At 61.8% G+C, this 20,135-nt stretch carries 19 protein-coding genes and 2 riboswitches; of the genes, 11 read left to right on the forward strand and 8 right to left on the reverse strand.

Annotated features, from left to right (window positions below; all coding sequences use genetic code 11):
* Positions 1-47 precede the first annotated feature (47 nt).
* Together YH62_RS23535 and YH62_RS23540 are read left to right on the forward strand one after the other, a co-directional pair.
* On the forward strand, positions 48-950 hold the full coding sequence (locus YH62_RS23535) for a CoA ester lyase (protein ID WP_046796739.1): 903 nt from the start codon (positions 48-50) through the stop codon (positions 948-950).
* Positions 947-1,153, forward strand: a complete 207-nt coding sequence (locus YH62_RS23540; RefSeq protein ID WP_046796740.1) for a DUF1737 domain-containing protein — start codon at positions 947-949, stop codon at positions 1,151-1,153. Before YH62_RS23535 ends, YH62_RS23540 begins: the two co-directional genes overlap by 4 nt.
* Positions 1,154-1,168: 15 nt before the next feature.
* Here YH62_RS23540 and YH62_RS23545 read toward each other — a convergent pair whose 3' ends face one another.
* A complete protein-coding gene (locus tag YH62_RS23545) occupies positions 1,169-1,606 on the reverse strand; it encodes a metallopeptidase family protein (protein ID WP_046796741.1) in 438 nt (145 codons plus the stop codon).
* Positions 1,607-1,777: 171 nt separating this feature from the next.
* On the opposite strand from YH62_RS23545, the gene YH62_RS31120 reads away from it, so the two are divergent.
* Genes YH62_RS31120 through YH62_RS23560 form a run of 3 tightly spaced genes read left to right on the forward strand, consistent with a single transcriptional unit; the run spans position 1,778 to position 7,657 of the window.
* Positions 1,778-2,725, forward strand: a complete 948-nt coding sequence (locus YH62_RS31120) for a hypothetical protein (protein WP_046796742.1) — start codon at positions 1,778-1,780, stop codon at positions 2,723-2,725.
* A gap of 10 nt (positions 2,726-2,735) precedes the next feature.
* The gene (locus YH62_RS23555; protein ID WP_348625789.1) at positions 2,736-4,181 is read left to right on the forward strand and encodes a DNA polymerase Y family protein; all 1,446 of its coding nucleotides are present in this window, start codon (positions 2,736-2,738) and stop codon (positions 4,179-4,181) included.
* On the forward strand, positions 4,178-7,657 hold the full coding sequence (locus YH62_RS23560; RefSeq protein WP_046796744.1) for an error-prone DNA polymerase: 3,480 nt from the start codon (positions 4,178-4,180) through the stop codon (positions 7,655-7,657). Before YH62_RS23555 ends, YH62_RS23560 begins: the two co-directional genes overlap by 4 nt.
* A 39-nt stretch (positions 7,658-7,696) precedes the next feature.
* Here YH62_RS23560 and YH62_RS23565 read toward each other — a convergent pair whose 3' ends face one another.
* Together YH62_RS23565 and YH62_RS23570 are read right to left on the reverse strand one after the other, a co-directional pair.
* Positions 7,697-7,933, reverse strand: coding sequence for an Lrp/AsnC ligand binding domain-containing protein (locus YH62_RS23565; RefSeq protein ID WP_046796745.1), 237 nt, complete (start codon positions 7,931-7,933; stop codon positions 7,697-7,699).
* A 270-nt stretch (positions 7,934-8,203) separates the two neighbouring features.
* A complete protein-coding gene (locus YH62_RS23570; protein WP_046796746.1) occupies positions 8,204-9,118 on the reverse strand; it encodes a LysR family transcriptional regulator in 915 nt (304 codons plus the stop codon).
* 100 nt (positions 9,119-9,218) lie between these two features.
* Here YH62_RS23570 and YH62_RS23575 point away from each other — a divergent pair, with 100 nt between their 5' ends.
* Genes YH62_RS23575 through YH62_RS23585 form a run of 3 tightly spaced genes read left to right on the forward strand, consistent with a single transcriptional unit; the run spans position 9,219 to position 13,074 of the window.
* Positions 9,219-10,502: an FAD-binding oxidoreductase gene (locus YH62_RS23575; protein WP_046796747.1), complete on the forward strand. Its 1,284-nt coding sequence runs from the start codon at positions 9,219-9,221 to the stop codon at positions 10,500-10,502.
* A 27-nt stretch (positions 10,503-10,529) separates the two neighbouring features.
* Complete coding sequence (locus YH62_RS23580; RefSeq protein ID WP_046796828.1) at positions 10,530-12,071, forward strand: aldehyde dehydrogenase family protein; 1,542 nt, start codon at positions 10,530-10,532, stop codon at positions 12,069-12,071.
* 4 nt (positions 12,072-12,075) lie between these two features.
* A complete protein-coding gene (locus tag YH62_RS23585; RefSeq protein WP_046796748.1) occupies positions 12,076-13,074 on the forward strand; it encodes a P1 family peptidase in 999 nt (332 codons plus the stop codon).
* On the opposite strand, the gene cobD is transcribed toward YH62_RS23585, so the two are convergent.
* Positions 13,067-14,092 carry a threonine-phosphate decarboxylase CobD gene (gene cobD / locus YH62_RS23590; protein ID WP_046796749.1) on the reverse strand — a complete coding sequence of 342 codons (1,026 nt, stop codon included), beginning with the start codon at positions 14,090-14,092 and terminating at the stop codon, positions 13,067-13,069. The genes YH62_RS23585 and cobD overlap by 8 nt on opposite strands.
* 4 nt (positions 14,093-14,096) lie before the next feature.
* Between cobD and cbiB the strand changes: the two genes are divergently transcribed.
* Entirely contained in the window at positions 14,097-15,065 is a 969-nt protein-coding gene (cbiB, locus tag YH62_RS23595) for an adenosylcobinamide-phosphate synthase CbiB (protein ID WP_046796750.1), read from the forward strand.
* Here cbiB and YH62_RS23600 read toward each other — a convergent pair.
* The 4 genes from YH62_RS23600 to YH62_RS23615 are packed head-to-tail and all read right to left on the reverse strand — an operon-like array spanning position 15,049 to position 18,078.
* The gene (locus tag YH62_RS23600; protein ID WP_046796751.1) at positions 15,049-16,506 is read right to left on the reverse strand and encodes a cobyric acid synthase; all 1,458 of its coding nucleotides are present in this window, start codon (positions 16,504-16,506) and stop codon (positions 15,049-15,051) included. The two genes, cbiB and YH62_RS23600, sit on opposite strands and share 17 nt — an antisense overlap.
* 3 nt (positions 16,507-16,509) lie before the next feature.
* Positions 16,510-17,124, reverse strand: a complete 615-nt coding sequence (gene cobO, locus YH62_RS23605) for a cob(I)yrinic acid a,c-diamide adenosyltransferase (RefSeq protein WP_046796752.1) — start codon at positions 17,122-17,124, stop codon at positions 16,510-16,512.
* Complete coding sequence (locus YH62_RS23610) at positions 17,121-17,888, reverse strand: CbtA family protein (protein ID WP_046796753.1); 768 nt, start codon at positions 17,886-17,888, stop codon at positions 17,121-17,123. Before YH62_RS23610 ends, cobO begins: the two co-directional genes overlap by 4 nt.
* Positions 17,889-17,901: 13 nt before the next feature.
* Entirely contained in the window at positions 17,902-18,078 is a 177-nt protein-coding gene (locus YH62_RS23615; protein WP_046796754.1) for a CbtB-domain containing protein, read from the reverse strand.
* 35 nt (positions 18,079-18,113) lie between these two features.
* Positions 18,114-18,311: riboswitch (cobalamin riboswitch) on the reverse strand.
* Positions 18,312-18,370: 59 nt separating this feature from the next.
* Positions 18,371-18,578: riboswitch (cobalamin riboswitch) on the forward strand.
* A 112-nt stretch (positions 18,579-18,690) separates the two neighbouring features.
* On the opposite strand from YH62_RS23615, the gene YH62_RS23620 reads away from it, so the two are divergent.
* Positions 18,691-19,089: a DUF1636 domain-containing protein gene (locus YH62_RS23620; RefSeq protein WP_046796755.1), complete on the forward strand. Its 399-nt coding sequence runs from the start codon at positions 18,691-18,693 to the stop codon at positions 19,087-19,089.
* Positions 19,086-20,135 carry a cobalamin biosynthesis protein CobW gene (cobW, locus tag YH62_RS23625; protein WP_046796756.1) on the forward strand — a complete coding sequence of 350 codons (1,050 nt, stop codon included), beginning with the start codon at positions 19,086-19,088 and terminating at the stop codon, positions 20,133-20,135. The genes YH62_RS23620 and cobW overlap by 4 nt, the downstream gene beginning before the upstream one ends.

A 20,135-nucleotide genomic window follows, 5' to 3' on the forward strand; every position in this document is an offset into this window, starting at 1 on the left:
AAGTTGCGATATTGCGCCGCGCCGGAAAGCTTGGCAGAAAGCCTCCCATGATCCTTGAAGACGTGTCCGCTTCTGCCGCTGTTCGTTTGCGCCGCTCTCTCCTGAGCGTGCCTGCCGGCAATCCGAGGGCGCTCGAAAAAGTGCCGAGCCTTGACTGCGATGGAGTGATCCTCGATCTGGAGGATTCCGTCTTCCCGGAAAAGAAGATGGAGGCGCGTGAAAATCTCAGGCGCTTCTTCGGGCAGCCTCCGCTCGCGGGACGGGACATCGTCATCCGCATCAACGCGCTTTCTTCCGAATTCATTGAGGCGGACATCGAGCTCGTGGCGGAACTCAAGCCGGATGCCGTCCTGCTGCCGAAGATCGGCGAAGCTGCGGATGTGCTGACAGCCGCCGCTATGCTCGACAGGGCGGGGACACCGGAAGAGCTTCCCGTATGGGCGATGATCGAAACGGCGAGCGGCGTGATGAATGCCCCTTCGATCGCTGGGGCGAGCCGAAGGCTTTCCTGCTTCGTGGTCGGCCTCAACGACCTGCGCAAGGAAACCGGTGTGCTTATGCAGCCGGGAAGGACCTATCTTGTCCCTTGGTTGATGCAGGTCGTGCTTGCCGCCCGCGCCAATGGGTTGGACGTTCTCGACAGCGTCTTCAACGATTTCAGGGATGCGGAAGGCTTCGATGCCGAATGTGCCCAGGGCCGAGCTATGGGCTTCGACGGCAAGATGCTGATCCATCCGACCCAGATCGAGCCCGCCAACCGGCATTTCGGCCCACAGCCGGAAGCCATCGAAGAGGCGCAGGCGATCATCGCCGCCTTTGCGCTGCCGGAAGCGCAGAACCTCAATGTCATCAACATGAACGGCCGCATGGTCGAGCGGCTGCATCTTCTCGAAGCACAGAAGCTCGTCCACAAGGCGCAATCGATCGCCGAAAGGAAGAAAAGGTCATGAAGCTCTATCGTTTTCTCACCGGCCCCGACGATGCTTCTTTCTGCCACAAGGTGACGGCAGCGCTGAACAAGGGCTGGGAGCTTTCAGGCTCGCCGACCTATGCGTTCAATGCCGAGACCGGACAGATGCAATGCGGCCAAGCCGTGGTGAAGATGGTCGAGGGCAAGGAATACACCCCGGACATGAAGCTCGGCGAGCAATAGGAAAAGCCGTGGCGCTCAGCGATCCGCTGCCTGCTCCGCGCTGGCCTCGATCCGCTCCATGTCATCGTCGCTGAGACCGAAGTGGTGGCCGATCTCGTGGATCAATACATGGGTGATGATATCGCCCAGGGTCTCCTCGTTTTCGGCCCAGTAATCCAGGATCGGGCGGCGGTAGAGGCGGATGCGGTTCGGCAGTTCGCCGGTCTCCATGGTGAAACGCTCCGAAATGCCGCGGCCCTCAAAAAGGCCGAGCAGGTCGAAGGGCGTTTCCAGCGCCATGTCCTCGAACACGTCGTCGTCCGGAAAATCCTCGATCTCGATGATCAGGTTGGTGGTAAGCGCCCGAAACTCTTCCGGCAGATGGCCATAGGCCTCTATTGCCAGAGACTCGAACGCGCTGATCGTCGGTGCGTGGCGATCCCGCCAATCATCGGTCTGGTCAATGCGGGCCATGTTTGCTCCTTTTAGGAGAGCCATATAGGCATTTCTGCAAAGTTTTTCGAGAGTTGAATCATCGGCCTTCCCAGGGAGGGCCGGTTTCGTGGAAATTGTCTGTTGACTCTCCGGGCGAGCTCTGGAATCCATAAGAACATAAAGTGAACATTTATGAACGGAGCTGACGCCATGGCCGGAGATGCCACGGCGCAGGAGAAGCTTTTTGCCCTGCGTGAACAGATTGCCAGACTGGAAGGCAGGCCGGTGCCGGCTCTGGCGGCGGCAGAGCAGGGTATGCTTGCACGGGAGCCGGAAAGAACTGCGAAGAGTAATGAACTTCGCCTGTCCTTCGGCATTCCGGAACTCGATGCTGCTCTCGAGGGAGGGCTGCCCATGGATGGCATTACGGAGATCCGTTCCCGCCTTTCCCGCGATGCCGGGGCCTTGAGCGGCTTCGCGCTCGCGCTGGCTGCCCGGCTTCAGCGGCAGGAGGAGGGGGAAGGACTTGCTTGCGCTCCAATCCTTTGGATCGGCGACGCGGCCTCGATGCAGGAAGCAGGTGTGCCCTATGGCATAGGCCTTCTGCAATTCGGCCTGAGGCCAGAGACATTCCTATATGCCGCGCCCCGGAAGCTCAGCGAGGCGTTGTGGCTTGCGGAAACAGCGGTGGCGAGCGGGGCTTTGGGCGTCACCATTCTGGAAATCAGGGGCAATCCCGCGCATTTCGGGCTTGCCGAAAGCCGGCGGCTCGCGCTTCGGGCAAAGGCGGCGGGGCGGCCGCTTTTCCTGCTGAGGCATGCCGGGGAGGAGGAGGCGAGCAGCGCCCTCTTTCGCTTCCTGGCAGAACCGGCGCCGGCTTCAAAACGTCGCCTGCCGGATGGATCGATGCTTGGCGGGAGCATCGGTCAACCCTCCTTCCGTCTCATCCTGGAGAAGAGCCGCAATCCGGCTCCGCTCTCCTTTCTTCTGGAGTGGAACGCCCATGACCGTCAATTTCTCCCTGCCGAGCGAACAGGCATCCCTTTCCCTTTCGGGAACGAGCCAGCGCATTCTCTCCCTCGTCTTCCCGCATCTTCCGACCGATCGCATCGCCCGCCGGAAATGGGGGCCGTCCTGGCGCTCGACCGGGCGTCCTGAACATCCGCCGATCGTCTGTTCCGGGCGGCGTGACAATGCCATGCGGCTGACGGCCCTTGATGAAGCGGCCGAGCGGATTGGCCTGAAGCGAGGGCAGGGGCTGGCGGAAGCGCGCGCCATGCATCCCGGGATCGATGTCGTTGAAGAGAACCAGACGGCGGACCGTTCCATTCTCGAAGCCCTTGCCGACTGGTGCGATCGCTATACGCCGCTTGTGGCGCTCGACGGCCGCAATGGATTGTTCCTGGATATCACCGGCTGCGCGCATCTGTTCGGCGGCGAGCGGGCCTTGCTGGATGATGCGCTTTCGCGGCTGTTCCTGATGGGCTTCGACGTTCGCGGGGCTATTTCCGGATCGCCGGGCTTGTCATGGGCGACCTGCCGTTTCGGCCGAGGCGGCGTGATTGCCAATGAGGATATGCGCAAGATGCTCGCACCCCTTCCGGTCGCATCGCTGCGCATCGACGAGATCACGGTCGCATCGCTCCAGAAGCTCGGTCTGAAGCAGGTCGGCGATCTTCTGGCCATGCCGAGGGCGCCGCTTGCCCGCCGCTTCGGCGCCCATGTCCTGCTGCGGCTCGATCAGGCGCTCGGCAGCAGCGAGGAACCGGTCTCGCCGCGGCGGCCGGTTCCCTGTCTCTCCTCTGAGCGCCGGCTCGCCGAGCCCATCCAGACGGAAGAAAGCATCTTGCAGGTGACCCACCAGGTCGCAGCGCTCCTGAAACCCGGCCTGGAGGCACGCGGGGCAGGGGGACGGATTTTCGAGCTGGTGCTGTTCCGGGTGGATGGCCGGGTCTTTCGCATTCAGGCAGGGGCTTCCCGCCCGTTGCGGGATGCCGGGCGGATCGCCGGTCTGTTTTCCGAACGCCTGAAGGCCGTCCATGACGATCTCGATGCCGGCTTCGGTTTCGAGATCCTGCGCCTCAACGTCCTCGAGCATGAGGCCTTCGATGCATCCCAGAAGGATTTCGAGGGGAATGGGCAGCGGGAGACCTCATTGGCCGAATTCGTGGATCGGGTCTCGGCCCGTCTCGGGGCGGCTTCGCTTCAATGTTTTCAGCTTCGGGAAAGCCACGTGCCCGAACGGGCGGTCGTTTCCGTGCCCGCCATGGAAATCCGATCCATCGGCAAGCGGGAGGCGAAGGCATTCGCCTTTCCGGGCGGCGACCGGCCCTTGCGGCTCTTTCCTCATCCCGAGCGGGTGGAAGCGGTTGCGGCCGAAGTGCCGGATGGACCACCCTTCCGCTTCCGCTGGCGACGCATGATGCACGAGGTCTTGCATGCCGAGGGGCCGGAAAGGATTTCGCCGGAATGGTGGCACGATGAAGAGGCGGCGGCGGAACGGGATTACTTCCGGCTGGAGGTCGGGACAGGGCATCGCCTCTGGGTTTATCGCAATGGCCATTACGAACTCGAACGGCCACCCAACTGGTTCATCCATGGGGTCTTTGCATGAGTGCCGCTCCCGCCTTTTTCGAAATCGGCGCCAGGACCAATTTCTCCTTTTTGGAAGGAGCTTCGAAACCGGAGGAGATGGTGGTCACAGCTTCCTTGCTGGAGCTATCTGGTCTCGGCATCGCCGACCGCAATTCGGTTGCCGGGGTCGTACGGGCATATAATCAAATTCTGGCAATGGCCGAAACCTATGGCAGGGAGAAACTTGAGAACGAGAAACGACGCCAAAAAGGAGAAAAGGAGAAGCTCCTTTTAAAGCCCATTCCCTTCCAGCCAGGCGCCCGGCTGGTCTTTTCCGATGACACACCGGAAATTCTCGCATTTCCCCAGAATAGGCAGGGATGGGCAAATCTGTGCCGATTGCTCAGTACTGGAAACCTGAGAACGGAAAAAGGCAATTGCCTTCTCTATGAGGCTGATCTTCTGGAATGGGGCGACGAGATGATGCTTGCTCTCGTTCCAAGCCGATCCGTTCTTGAAGATGAGGCGGCTTGGGCAAATCTTGAAGATGGCCTCGTTCGCTTTCGAAAGCGTTTCCGTCAAAAGCTCCATATCGCTTTATCGCCTTTGTATGATGGCCGAGATTTTTTGTTCTTTTCGGCAATCTCAAAACTTGCTGCACGAACACGAATAGCTTTGCTGGCGACAAATCAACCGCTTTACCATCAAAAAAGCCGCCGTCCGCTTTCGGATGTCGTGACCTCGATCCGGGAGCATGTGCCGATAGCCGAGGCAGGTTTCCGGCTGGCGCAAAATGCCGAACGCCATCTGAAGGACGGTCGGGAAATGTCGCGCCTGTTCAAGAACTATCCGGATGCGATCGACAATACGGAAAAATTCTTCAGCCAGCTGACTTTTTCACTGGAGGAACTGAAACACAATTACCCCGATGAGAGCGTGGCAGGCGAGACACCTTTCGAAACCTTGGAAAGGCTCACGGGAGAGGGAGCGAGACGGCGCTATCCGGAGCACATTCCGGATAAGGTTACGAAGCAGATAGAGTACGAACTCAATCTGATCCGCTCCAAGAAGTATGCCCCTTACTTCCTGACAGTTCGCAACATCATGGAATTTGCGCGTGGTGCCAACATTCTATGCCAGGGCCGCGGGTCTGCGGCGAATTCCACGGTTTGCTATTGTCTGGGAATCACCGAAGTCGATCCGCAAAAATCGACACTCCTATTCGACCGCTTCCTTTCCACCGAACGCGATGAGCCGCCGGATATCGATGTCGATTTCGAGCATGCGAAGCGCGAAGAGGTCATTCAGCACATCTACAGAACCTATGGCAGAGAACACGCCGGTCTCACGGCAGCGGTAACCAGCTATCGGACCCGTATGGCCGGCCGAGAGGTTGCGAAGGTTTTCGGTCTGTCGAATGATGTGCAAACAGCACTTTCCAGCACTGTCTGGGGATGGTCCGAGGAAGGCCCGTCGGAGAGAGAGGCAAAGGCGGCGGGCCTTGACGTCGGCGATCCTGCAACAAAGCGGGTCCTGAAATTGGCAAAGGAGCTCATGGGCTTCCCCCGTCACCTGACACAGCATGTTGGCGGATTCGTCATTACGAGGGATCGGTTGGACGAGGTGGTGCCTATCATGAATACGGCCATGCCTGATCGCTACATGATCGAGTGGGACAAGGATGACCTGGACACGCTTCGCATCCTGAAGGTTGATGTTCTCGCACTTGGCATGCTCACCTGTATCGCCAAGGCGTTCGATCTTCTTGAAATGCATTACGGCGTGAAGAAGACCCTGGCCGATCTTGGCAATACCGATCATGAGGACGGAGAGCCGGTCTATGACATGATCTGCCGTGCCGATACGCTCGGGGTTTTCCAGATTGAAAGCCGGGCGCAGATGAGCATGCTGCCTCGTCTCAGGCCGCGGAAGTTCTATGATCTTGTTATCGAAGTAGCGATCGTGCGGCCGGGGCCGATCCAGGGCAACATGGTGCATCCTTACCTCAAGAGAAGGGAGGATGTGCGTAACCGGATAGCGATCGAATATCCCAGCGAAGAGCTAAGGCTGGTTTTGGAAAGAACTCTTGGGGTACCGCTCTTTCAAGAGCAAGCTATGCAGATCGCTATTACAGCAGCGAAATTCACCCCGAGCGAAGCGGACAGGCTGCGGCGGGCGATGGCGACGTTCAAACGAACGGGCACCATAGGCACTTTCGAAACCAAAATGGTCGAAGGTATGGTCAAGCGCGGTTATTCCCGGGAATTCGCACAAAATTGCTTCAACCAGATCAAAGGTTTCGGCGAATATGGTTTTCCGGAAAGCCATGCGGCCTCCTTCGCGCTGCTCGTCTATGCTTCGTCCTGGATCAAGACCTATTACCCGGATGTCTTCTGCGCAGCCCTCATGAATTCGCAACCCATGGGCTTTTATGCGCCGGCTCAGCTTGTCCGCGATGCGCGCGAGCACGGCGTCGAGATCAGGCCGGTGGATGTCAACGACTCCGATTGGGATTGCCTGCTGGAGGAGACGGAGTTCGACAAGAATTCGATCGATGCGCGCCATGCATCCATGCGCGAGATCATCCTGACGAAGAAAGCTGTCCGTCTCGGCTTCCGCCAGGTCAAGGGGCTCTCGGAGAAGGACATGAGGGAGAAGCTCGTCGCCAACCGGGGTGATGGCTATCTCTCCATCCGCGATCTCTGGCTGCGATCGGGTCTCGACAAGGCCGATATCGAGCGATTGGCGGATGCGGATGCCTTCAGCTCGCTTCGTATCTCACGCCGCGAGGCGCTTTGGCAGGTGCGGGGATTGGACAGGAATGCGGCTGAAAAGCTGCCTCTGTTCGATCAGGTGAGGCATTCCGAGTTTAGGGCCGAGTTTCTGGGCGAACTTCAGGCCGAACCGCAGGTCCGGCTGCCGGAAATGCTGCCCGGCGAACAGGTAATCGAAGATTACCGCTACCTCTCCCTGTCGCTCAAGGCGCATCCCGTTTCATTCCTCCGGGGCCGACTTTCGCAAATGAGTGTCACCCGGAATGTCGATCTTCTCACCGTTCCGAATGGGCAAAAGGTGACGATTGCCGGGCTCGTTCTGGTCCGTCAGCGTCCGGGCTCGGCCAAAGGCGTGATCTTCATGACGCTGGAGGACGAGACGGGGGTGGCCAATGCCATCGTCTGGAACAAGGCCTTCGAGCGTTATCGTCCGGTGGTCATGGGCGCGCGGCTGGTCAGGATCCGCGGCAGGCTGCAAAGCCAGAGCGGGGTGATCCACACCGTGGTAGAGCATATCGAGGACATGACGCCGATGCTGGGGCTGCTCCAGCAGGAGGCGGAGCGGTTCGGCGGTTCCGCCCGGTCAGACGAGGCCTTGCAGCTCTTGGAAGATCACCGGAGGAAGCCGGTTGCGAAGGGGAGGGCGCAATCCAGGCCGGGCGAAGGCCTTGGGAAAGCCGTCGATCATGACGAAGTGGCCGAGACGGTCCGGGTCATGCCGAAGGGCCGGAATTTCCATTGAACCGAGATCAGGCGGACGAGATACCTATCCCGCCTGGTCTCAGAAAGCGGTGAAGGTGATCGTCGTCAACGAGCGCTCGATGCCGGGAATGGAAGCGATCTTCTCGTTAACGAAACGGCCGATCTCGTCTTCGTCCTTGATGTAGATCTTCAAGAGCAGATCCCAATCACCGCTGGTGGAATAGAGTTCGGAAACCAGCTCGGTCTTGTAGATCGCATCGGCGACCTCATAGGTCTTGCCCGGCTTGCAGCGCAACTGGACGAAGATGGGCTTCATGACATTTTCCCGTTGGTCGTTCGGCACTCGATACTGCACTAATGGCCGATGCCCGGCCGCTTCGCAAGATGCGACTGCCTCGGGTAGAGGTGGCACATCATCTCCGGGCGGCACACCGAACAATGGATGGAGGCCCCCCTTTGCAGTCTTGGGCCCCGGTTTATCAAGGGCCAGTCGCCAGGGGAGTATCAGGTGCGGCCAATGATTACGCGGTGTTGTGAATCATTAGCCAAGGCCTGTTCGCGTTACTTCGAAATCGAACTATTTCTCTCACGCTCCGCTGGGTGGAGCGCCCTCCTTTGCAATTTCCTCCAAAATCCATGTCTTGAATGCAGCCAGGGGAGGGTAAGTCGCCCGATCGGGTAGATAGGCGAGGTGATAGCCGGAGGTGGCCACCGCCGGTGCGTTCGAAGCCGGCACGAGAGTTCCGTCCGCAAGCTCCCGGTCGATGAGGAAGCGCGGCAGGAGGGCTGCGCCAAGTCCTGCTGCGGCGGCTTCCGCTATGGCGGCGAACTGGTCGAACAGCATTCCATGCAGTGCATCGAAAGCGATCTTCTGTTCGGAAAACCAGTTCTCCCAGGCATCCGGCCGGCTGCTCAAATGGAGGAGTGGAACGTTCAGGAGATCGGCAGGAGCTGCGAGACCATATCGCTCGCGGAATTCCCTGCTGCAGACGGCGACCACCTTCTCCTGCATGAGGAAGGTGAGCTCGGCACCTGGCCAGCGGGCAGGGCCGAAATGAATGGCTGCGTCCAGCGTGTCGAACCGGAAGTCGAAGGGTTCAAGCCGGGTCACGAGATTGACCGCCATGCCCGGATGGGCGGCAAGAAACCGCCCGATGCGCGGGGCCAGCCAGCGGGAGCCGAAGAAGGGAAGAACGGCAAGATTGAGGGTGCCGCCCTGCGGATTGGCGCGGAGCGTGAGGGAGGCGTTGGAAATGCGCCGCAAGGCCTCGCGTATCTCACGCGCGTAGCCGTCGCCGGCCAGCGTCAGGCGGATGGTCTGCCGTTCGCGGCGGAAGAGGGCGACGCCGAGCTGGGCCTCCAAGGCGGCGATCTGCCGGCTGACGGCGCTTTGCGTCAAACCAAGCTCGTTGGCGGCGGCGGTGATGCTGCCGGTCCTTGCGGCGGCCTCGAAGGCGGAGAGAAGCGAAAAAGAAGGCAGAAAGCGCCGTGGCGGCAGCATGTCATTCCTCCAGCGAATGACCTGTTGAGAAGACGTCGATATTCATCCATAAACGCGATCTGTAAAGTGTTGAGCGACAAACGGTTCTCTGGTTCTCGACATGCTGAATGACCCCCGCTCCCACGGCCTTTGGGAAAAGACGGCGCCCGCGCCTCCCGCGACCCAGCTCCTGGAAGGGATGGTTTCCGCCGATGTCGTGATCGTGGGTGGCGGCTATACCGGTCTTTCGGCGGCCCTGCACCTTGCTGAAGCGGGCGTGAGCGTCGTTCTGCTCGAGGCCGTCGAGATCGGCTTCGGAGGCGCTGGCCGCAATGTGGGCCTTATAAACGCCGGCATGTGGGTCATGCCCGACAATTTCCCCAAGGAGCTCGGTCCCGTTTATGGTGAGCGGCTGCTCGACCTGCTCGGAAACGGCCCTCATTTCGTCCGCGAGATGATCGAGAAACACGGCATCGCCTGCGAGCTGGAGACGAGCGGCACGCTGCATTGCGCTGTCAGCAAAGAAGGGCTGAAGGAGCTGGAGGAGCGCGCCGGGCAATGGCAGAGGCGCGGCGCGCCCGTGACCCTGCTGGATGCGGCCGAAACCGAGCGCCGGATCGGTAGCGGGGCCTATGCCGGATCACTGCTCGATCTCCGCGCCGGCACGTTGCAGCCGCTTGCCTATGCACGTGGACTTGCCCATGCGGCGGCAAAGGCTGGCACCAAGCTTCACACAGGCAGCGCGGTGACCGGCATCAGCGAGGCGGACGGCAGGAAGATCGTCAGGACCGCTCAAGGCGAAGTTTCGGCCGACTGGGTTATCGTCGCCACGGATGCCTACAGCACCGGCCCCTGGGAAGAGATGCGGCGCGAGCAGGTTCATCTGCCCTATTTCAATCTCGCAACCACGCCTTTGAGCGATAATCTCCGGAAATCCATCTTGCCCGGTCGTGAGGGCTGCTGGGATACAAAGGAAATCCTTTCCTCCTTCCGCATGGATCAGGCGGGTCGGTTGGTCTTCGGTTCCGTCGGCGCTTTACGCGGCACCGGTATCGCCATTCACAAGAACTGGGCGCGGCGTTCGCTGAGAAGAGTCTTCCCGCAGCTTGGCGAAGTGGAATTCGAGGCCGAGTGGTACGGCAAGATCGGCATGACCGACAACGCCCTGCCGCGCCTCCACAGGTTCGGAAGCAACGTGATCGGCTTTTGCGGCTATAATGGCCGCGGCATTGCGCCCGGCACGGTTTTCGGCAAAGTGCTCGCGAGGCATATCCTCGGCGAGGTCGCTGAGCGGGACCTACCGCTGCCGTTCACCAACCCGAAGGAGCCGTCCTTCCGCGCGGCACGGGAAGCGTATTACGAAGCCGGAGCCCAAATCGCCCATTTCGCCGGCGAACGGTTCTGAAAAATTATGACATTCGAAGGAAAGACCATGACGCTCGCCAATCTCGATCTCGCAACGGAAGTCGACAAGATCCTCAGCGATCTCGGCGTGGCCATAGACCGTTACAAGGGCGGCACGCTCGTGGTTCGTTCGCCGGTCACCGGTGCCGAAATCGGCAAACTGCCCGAGGAGACGGCTCAAGGCGCGGCCAAGGCGATCGAGGCTGCGCATGAGGCCTTCCTCGAATGGCGTCTGGTGCCGGCGCCGAAGCGCGGCGAGCTGGTCCGCCTGCTTGGCGAGGAGCTGCGCGCCGCAAAGGCAGCGCTCGGTCGCCTGGTATCGATCGAAGTCGGCAAGATAACCTCCGAGGGGCTCGGTGAAGTGCAGGAGATGATCGACATCTGCGATTTTGCCGTCGGCCTTTCCCGTCAGCTCTACGGCCTGACGATCGCCACCGAACGCGCCGATCACCGCATGATGGAGACCTGGCATCCGCTCGGCGCGATCGGCATCATCTCCGCCTTCAATTTTCCTGTAGCCGTCTGGTCCTGGAATGCGGCGCTTGCGATCGTCTGCGGCAATTCCACGATCTGGAAGCCTTCCGAAAAGACGCCGCTGACGGCGCTCGCCACCCAGGCGATTTTTGAGAAGGCGCTCGCTCGCTATGTCGCCGAAGGCAATACCGCACCGAAGAACCTTTCGACGCTTCTGATCGGTGACCGTGAGATCGGCGAAATCCTCGTGGATCATGAAAAGGTTCCTCTGGTTTCCGCCACCGGCTCCACCGCCATGGGCCGCGCCGTCGGGCCGCGCCTTGCTCAACGCTTCGCCCGCTCGATCCTGGAACTCGGCGGCAACAATGCCGCGATCGTCACGCCGACCGCCGATCTCGACCTGACCCTTCGCGGCGTTGCCTTTGCGGCAATGGGCACCGCCGGGCAGCGCTGCACGACGCTGCGCCGCCTCTTCGTACATGAAAGCGTCTACGACACGCTCGTGCCGCGCCTGACCAAGGCCTACCAGTCGGTTACCATCGGCAATCCGCTCGCCGACGGCACGCTGGTCGGACCGCTGATCGACAAGGCGGCCTACGAGAAGATGCAGAAGGCGCTCGACGCGGCCAGGGCAGCCGGCGGCAAGGTCACCGGCGGCGAACGCGTTCATGACGGGGAGGCCGAGGGTGCCTATTACGTGCGCCCGGCGATCGTCGAAATGCCGGCACAGGCCGGGCCGGTGAAGGAGGAGACCTTCGCGCCGATCCTCTACGTCATGAAATATTCGAGCTTCGACGAGGCGCTGTCGCTGCATAACGACGTGCCGCAGGGGCTTTCCTCCTCGATCTTCACCAACGATATGCGCGAGGCCGAAAGCTTCGTCTCCGTGCGGGGTTCCGATTGCGGCATCGCCAACGTCAACATTGGTCCTTCGGGTGCGGAGATCGGCGGCGCCTTCGGCGGTGAAAAGGAAACCGGCGGCGGCCGCGAATCCGGTTCCGATGCGTGGAAGGCCTATATGCGCCGCGCCACCAACACGCTGAACTATGGGCGTACCCTGCCGCTGGCTCAGGGCGTCAAGTTCGACGTCGCCTGAGCGGATGAGCCTGACTCTCAACCTGCTGACGGATATCGAGGGCGTGGCTGTCGGCCATGCCACCGATCCAGTGCTCGGGTCCGGCGTGACGGCGATTGTCTTCGATGAGCCGGCGATCGCGTCTGGTTCCGTGCTCGGCGGGGCGCCGGGCGGCCGGGATACCGCGCTGCTCGACCCTTCCATGACGGTACAGGCGGTGGATGCCTTCGTGCTTTCCGGCGGCTCAGCCTTCGGGCTCGATGCAGCAGGCGGCGTGCAGGCGGGCTTAAGGGAAATCGGCCGGGGTTTTCAGGTGGGCACGATGCGCGTGCCCATCGTGCCGCAGGCGATCCTGATGGATCTGCTGAACGGTGGCAACAAGGGTTGGGGGCTCTATTCTCCCTATCGCGAGATGGGCTACGAGGCCTTCAAGGCGGCGAAGGCAGGCGCATTCGAACTCGGTACAGTCGGCGCCGGCACGGGCGCCACGACGGCCACCTTCAAGGGTGGGATAGGCTCGGCAAGCGCGGTGACCTCGAGCGGACACAAGGTAGGGGCGCTGGTCGCCGCCAATGCGCTAGGCTCAGCGACGGTCGGTGAAGCCCTGCATTTCTGGGCGGCACCTTTCGAGGAAAATGAAGAATTCGGCGGACTTGGACTGCCAGCCGATTTCGACACCCGCATGCGCCTGAAAGGCGTAAACGTAACTGCCACGACGATCGGTGTCGTCGTCACCGATGCCGTGCTCACCAAGCCCCAGGCGCACCGGCTGTCCATCATGGCTCATGACGGGCTGGCACGGGCGATCCTGCCAGCCCATCTGCCGCTCGACGGCGATACGATATTTTCGGCATCGACAGGCCGAAAGGCATTGGGTAATCCGGCGGAGTTTCTGGAAATCTGCCATCTGGCCACTCTGGTGACGGCTCGTGCCATAGCGCGCGGCGTCTACGAAGCGACTTCCTTGCCGGTGCCGAATGCGCAAGTCGCCTGGCGCGACAAATTCGGTTCGCCGGCTAAATAGTTCTCAGAGCTTCCTCCAGGCGCGGCCAGCCGTTTTCACCCGGCAAACCGATTCTCAGGTCATCCGGTCGTTCTTCGAACCGCCGCGTGATGATGCCGTGTTCACCGAGATGTCGGAAAATCGCCTGTACCTGGCGGTCGCGGATGAAGCGGAAGAGTGAGGTGCCGCCCGCGACGGGAATGCCGACTGAGGCAAGCAGGGTGTCCATGCGCGCCGCCTCCCGGGCCAGCCGTTTCCGCATGGCTTGCTGCCAGACCGTATCCGCCAATGCCTCGCCGGCCACATGAAGAGCCGGACCGGAGACCGCCCAGGGGCCAAGCCGTTCCTCGATCCTGCGGGAAATATCGGGACGCGAGATTGCAAAGCCAAGCCGCAGGCCCGCCATGCCATAGAACTTGCCGAAGGAGCGCAGCACGACCAGCCCGCCTTCCTCCACGGCACCGGCGACGCTTTCCGCCTCGGAGACATCCATGAAGGCTTCATCCACGATCAGCAAGCCGCCTTTGGCCCGCATCAAGGCTGCGAGCGCCAGGAGATCGCCGCGCGCGACGATACGGCCGGTCGGATTGTTGGGATTGACGACGACCGCCAGCCGGCCATCGGCGAGCTTCTCGATATCCTGCGTTTCTGAGACTTCAAACCCGGCGAGACGCGCGGCGCGGGCATGTTCTGCATAGGTGGGTGAAAGAACAGCGGCCTGGTTGCCCCCCCCCCCCGCCTGCAAGCCGGCGACGATCGGCAGCAGGATCTGCGTGCCCGGACCGGCGACGACATGCGCCGGAGACCGCGCACCGTAAACGGCTGCGGCAAGTGCCTTCAGCCACTCGGTCGCCGCCGGTTCCGGCAAGCGTGAGAAAGCATTGGCCGGTAGGGCCGAATGCGGGTAGGAATGCGGATTAATGCCGGTGGAAAGATCGATCCATGGTTCGGGCGCATGGGGAAACAGCGTCCGGGCCCGAGCGAGATTTCCGCCGTGCTGGATCGGTCCCCCGTCGCTCGACATTTCGGTCTCAGACATACGCATGTTCCTCTTTCTTGCCTTCCTTGCCCTGATTGTCGAACGGTTCGCCGGTTATCCTTACCGACTTTACCGATTGATCGGTCATCCGGTCACCTGGATCGGCCGGCTGATCTCGATCCTCGACAGGATTTGGAACCGGGAAGATGAGACCTTTGACCAGCGCAAGGTCAAGGGTATCCTGGCGCTCCTCATCCTCATCGGTGTGACGATGCTTGCCGCACTTGCGATCCAAGCCGGCCTGCTTGCCTTGCCTTTGGGATTCATTTTCCTGGTGCTGGCGGCCGCAAGCCTGCCGGCGCAGAAGAGCCTCGAGCAGCATGTCGAAGCCGTGGCCGCCGCACTCGAAACCGGCGGACTCGATGCCGGGCGGAAGACCGTATCGATGATCGTCGGCCGGGATCCCGATCAGCTCGACGAGGCGGCCGTCTGCCGCGCGGCGATCGAGAGCCTTGCGGAAAATTTTTCGGACGGCGTTGTCGCACCCGCCTTCTGGACGGGTATTGGTGGGCTTGCCGGCGGCGCGGCCTACAAAGCGGTCAACACCGCCGATAGCATGATCGGCCATCGCTCTGCGCGGCACGAAGCCTTCGGCTGGGCGGCGGCGCGTTTCGACGATTTCGTGAACTTGCCGGCTTCGCGGCTGAGTGCGATGCTTTTCATCGTCGGCGCTTTCTTTGTTGAAGGTGCTTCGCCCAAAAAAGCCATTGCTGCCGTGCGCCGGGACGCCCGCCACCATCGCTCGCCCAATGCCGGCTGGCCTGAGGCGGCGATGGCGGGTGCGCTTGGCATCGCGCTTGCCGGCCCAAGAAGCTATGGCGGGCAGATGATCGAAGCCCGCTTCATGGGCGAAGGCGGAAGGGCGAACCTGAACGCTGTCGATATTCGCCGTGCGCTGAAGCTCGCCCGGATGGCGGACGGATTGCTGATCGGCCTTTTCGGGCTGCTGGCGCTGATTATCTGGCAAGCCTGAGCAGTCCGGTGAGATCGAGGTGCCGTTCCATATGGGCGGCAAGGCGATCAAGGATCGCATCGACATTCGCCTCGTAATCGAGGCTGGAGGGGGAGGCTCCGAGACGGGTCAGCCAGGCGGAACGCTGGCGGTCGTCGGAAAACAGGCCGTGGATATAGGTTCCGCAAACCCTGCCATCCGTGGATATAGCGCCCTCCGTTTCTCCACCGATGCTCGAGAACGGGCGCGCGCAGTCCGTGCCGGAAGTCTGGCCGATATGCATTTCATAGCCGGACAAGGAAACTCCGTCGAAACTCTCGCCCGAAACCGCCTCAAGGCGTTTGTCACCGGAAAGCACCGTCTCGACATTGAGCAGGCTTAAGCCCTCGACCGATCCCGGCGGTCCTTCGATGCCATCGGGATCGGCAATCCGTCGTCCCAGCATCTGGTACCCGCCGCAGAGGCCGAGCACACGCCCACCGCGACGGTGATGCGCTGCGATGTCGATATCGAAGCCGGCCTTTCGAAGCGACGCCAGATCGGAGATCGTCGCCTTCGAACCGACCAGCAGCACCAGATCGCAATCGCCCGGAATCGCCTGGCCTGCCTTGACCCGGATCAGCTCGACGTCCGGCTCGGTTTCCAACGGGTCGAGGTCATCGAAGTTGGAGATATGCGGAAGAACAGGCACCGCGACACGGATTTTAGCTCCGGTCTTGCGAGTGAAGGACTGGTTGAGACCGAGCGCATCCTCCGCCGGCAGCAAGGCGGCATCGGGAAAATGCGGCAGCAGCCCGATCTGCTGCCAGCCGGTAAAGACTTCGATCATCCGCATGCCTTCGGCAAACAGCGCCGGATCGCCGCGAAAGCGGTTTACGATGAAGCCGCGGATCATCGCCGCGTCTTCCGGGTCGAGCACCAGTTTGGTGCCCGCAAGGCTGGCGATCACCCCGCCTCGATCTATATCGCCGATCATCACGACCGGCACATCAGCGGCGCGGGCGAAACCCATATTGGCGATATCATTATTGCGCAGGTTGATTTCGGAGGCGCTGCCGGCTCCCTCTATCAGCACCAGATCCGCGTCGCGCCGCAGGCGTTCGAAACTCTCCATTACCCTTGGCATGAGCTTCTGCTTGAGATGCTGGTACTCGGCCGCTTTGGCATTGCCCTCGACTTTGCCCTGTACAACGACCTGCGCACCAACGTCGCTTTGCGGCTTAAGAAGCACCGGATTCATATGCACGCTGAGCGGGACTTTCGCTGCCCGCGCCTGCAGCGCCTGGGCGCGGCCGATCTCGCCGCCATCGGCGGTAACCGCGGCATTGTTGGACATGTTCTGGGGTTTGAACGGCAGAACCCTGAGGCCACGTAAGGTGAAGGCGCGGGCAAGCCCGGCCACGACCAGCGACTTGCCCACATCCGAGCCCGTTCCCTGAAACATGAGAGATCGGGCTGTCATGTATCAGAACTCGATGCCGGCCTGGGCTTTGACGCCCGCCTTGAAGTGATGCTTCACCAGCGTCATCTCGGTCACCATATCGGCGGCCTCGATGAGGGCGGGTTTGGCATTGCGGCCGGTGACGACCACATGGAGATCCGGCCGGCGCTCTGTAAGCGCCGCAACGATCTTGTCGAGATCGAGATAATCATAGCGCAGCGCGATGTTGAGCTCGTCGAGGATGACGAGGCCGATCGTCTCGTCGGCCATCAGGTCGAGTGCCTTTTCCCAGGCCTTTTCCGCAGCGGCGATATCGCGTTTCAGGTCCTGGGTTTCCCAGGTGAAGCCCTCGCCCATCGTGTGCCAGACGACGCGGTCGCCGAAGGTCGCCAAGGCCGGCTGTTCGCCGGTGGACCATGCGCCCTTGATGAACTGCACCACGCCGACGCGGCGGTTGTTGCCGAGCATGCGCAGCGCCAATCCGAAGGCGGCCGTGGATTTTCCCTTGCCGGGCCCGGTATGGACGATGAGAAGACCCTTTTCCTGGGTCTTCTCCGCCACTTCCTTGTCCTGAACCGCCTTGCGGTTCGCCATCTTGGCGCGGTGGCGCTCGGCTGCGGCCTCGTCGATTTCCTTCATCGGGATGCGAGCCTTCCGGACGAACCGGCAAAGGCCTCCTCTCCGGCGCGGAACCGCTCACGCAGCAGCCCCGCCGCTACACCCAGCGCCGCCCAGAAGACAAGGTTGGTGGCATAGACGGCATTGACGAAACGGGCATGCAGATCGACCGGTACGACCGTTTCATGGCTCGGCGGCAGCGGTGCACCGACGAGATGCGGCGCCACCAGAAGAACGATGGCGACAGCTGCCAGAATGGCGGAACGGCTATAGGCCAGAAGTCCGAGCGCAACGGCCGTCGCGAGCGCCGTCGAAATCCACCAGATCTGGCGCGGGCCGAGTTCTGCCGCCGGCATGCCTGGCAGTTCCGGCGGCAGGCCGAGACCCGGCGCGAGGCTCACTGTCAGGAAGCCGGCAATGCCGAACATGAGACCGCTGCGCCAGCCTTTCAGGCCGCCGAGCGCTTCTGCGGCAGCCAGCAGTACGAGACCGAAGCCGATTGCCGAAAGAATATTGGCGGCAGCCGTATAGATGAAGCGCTCGAAGCCATCCGCCGGCATCCAGGCCTCGTCGTCATGGTGATGCGCGGCGGCGGGAGCGGCTGTACCGTCAACCGGAGCAGCTTCATGGCTGTGGCTGTGTCCTGCTTCCTCGCCGCCGGTTTCGAAGGTCTCCGCCTGAAGGATGAGCGGAATGGTGGAGAAGCTCTGCATGACGGTGAGGAGGAGCCCGGACAACAGCCCGGCGATCACCGCCGCGAAGACGATGTTACGAAAGAGCGACATGTTCGGATGCTCCTCAGTGGCAGGGAAAGGCCAGCGAATGGCGGGTGTCGTGCGCGGCGTTGTGGACGACTTCCAGATGCGAGAAGCCGACGAAGCCGACGATGAACAAGCCGAGCAGAGCCGTCATGCCGAGGGGAAGGATCTTCGATGCGGAAAGCCCGATCGCCGTCGAAGCGGAGTTCGTAACCATGTATTCGTCCTTTCGCCCTCCACCCGAGGGCCGTTCAAGTTCCGTTCGCCGAAGGCAGGTCTCCTGGCTCGCGAATCAGACGCCCACATCCGCCTTCCCGGGGAAACCCAGTGGCATTTGGATGGAAGCTTTCCGCTTACAGTTGCGGGGGCAGCCGCGGGCTCGACGGGTCCCTCCGTCTCACCGCATTCCCTCTCTAGGCCCTTTCGGGCGCCATCGACCGCTCCACTATAGCCGAATTCGGTCCTGCGGCAATCGCCTTTGCGACGCATTGACATGCGCGGGCGACCGGGCTTACTTGGAAGAAGACGGTCCTTTTCCGGCAACGGGGAAGGCCAAGAGGGAATGCGGTGAGACCTCGAGCAGGGTCAAAGCCGCGGCTGCCCCCGCAACTGTAAGCGGAGAGCCCGGGCCAAAAAGCCACTGGAGAGATCCGGGAAGGCGGGCCAGACGGCGAAGACCCGCGAGCCAGGAGACCTGCCGTCAAAGACATCATGCTTCGCCGGGCGGGGTGCTCCGGATCGAGGATTTCGTTCACGGCCGAACCGGCGAGAGCCGGCCGAGCCCGCACCCCGACATGTTTTCTGTGGCGGACAGGCGGCGAAGCGACGAATGATGACTGACGAGCAGTCCAGAACCGAACCGGACGTGACGATCTTCGTGTGCACCAATTGCCGCGACGAGCAGGATGCTGATGTTCGTCCGGGTATTGCCCTGATTACGGCGCTTCGCGAGGCGGCCGCCGGCAAGCCGCTGGCGGTCAAGCCGGTGACCTGCCTCGCAAATTGCCAGAAGAGCCCGAGCGCCGCCTTCAATCACCGCACCGGCTGGTCCTACGTCTTCGGACATCTCTCGCTCGAAAATGTCGAAGACATCGTCACCGGAGCGATGATGCTGGCCGAGGACGAACGCGGCTTCCTTCCCCTTCGCGGACGACCCGCCTGCCTGCGCGGCAACGGCATGTCGGCCCGCATCCCACCCTTTCATCACCACGAGGACATGCCAACATGAGCGTCAGCTTCGCCACCACGTTCGATAGGGTTCCCTGCACCGTCGTTACCGGTTTCCTGGGCGCCGGCAAGACCACCCTGATCCGGAACCTGATCGAGAAGCTCGACGGCAAGCGGCTGGCGATCATCGTCAACGAGTTCGGCGACGTCGGCATCGACGGCGAGGTGCTGAAAGGCTGCGGCATCGAAAGCTGCCCGGAAGATAATATCATCGAACTCGCGAATGGCTGCATCTGCTGCACAGTGGCCGATGATTTCGTGCCGGCGATCGACCAGATTCTCTCCCGTGAACCGCGCGTCGACCATATTCTCATCGAGACCTCCGGTCTTGCTCTGCCCAAGCCGCTCGTTCAGGCCTTCCAGTGGCCGGACGTCAAGGCACGCGTGACGGTGGACGGCGTGATCGCCGTCGTGGATGGCGTGGCCCTGGCGGAGGGCCGCGTCGCCGACGACCACGTGGCGCTCGAAGCGCAGCGCCAAGCGGACGGTTCGATCGATCATGACGATCCGGTGGAAGAAGTCTTCGAAGATCAGGTCGCCTGCGCCGACATGATCGTGCTGACCAAGACGGATCTTCTCGACCAGGCCAGCCTGGCGGCGGCCAAGGGACGGGTCCAGGCGCACTTGCCGCGAGCGGTCAAGATCGTGCCTGCTGCCAACGGTGCCGTCGATCCGAGCGTGCTGATCGGTCTCGGCCTGGCGGTGGAGGATGACATCGAGAACCGCAAGACCCATCATGACGACGAGCTCGACCATGACCACGACGACTTCGACAGCTTCGTCGTCGACCTGGCAGCCGTGACGGATCCGGAAGCGCTGGCTGCGCGCATTTCCGCAACAGCTGAGGCCGAGAACGTATTGCGCATAAAAGGCTTCGTAGAGGTCGCGAACAAGCCGATGCGCCTGCAGGTTCAGGCGGTAGGATCGCGCGTGAACCACTATTTCGACCGGGCCTGGGCGCCCGGCGAAGCGCGGCAGAGCCGCCTCGTCGTGATCGGCGAGAAAGGCATCGACCGCGCCGCGATCGAGAGGATGCTGGCTGCTTAA

The sequence above is a fragment of the Rhizobium sp. LC145 genome, assembly GCF_001005825.1.
Lineage (GTDB): Bacteria > Pseudomonadota > Alphaproteobacteria > Rhizobiales > Rhizobiaceae > Neorhizobium.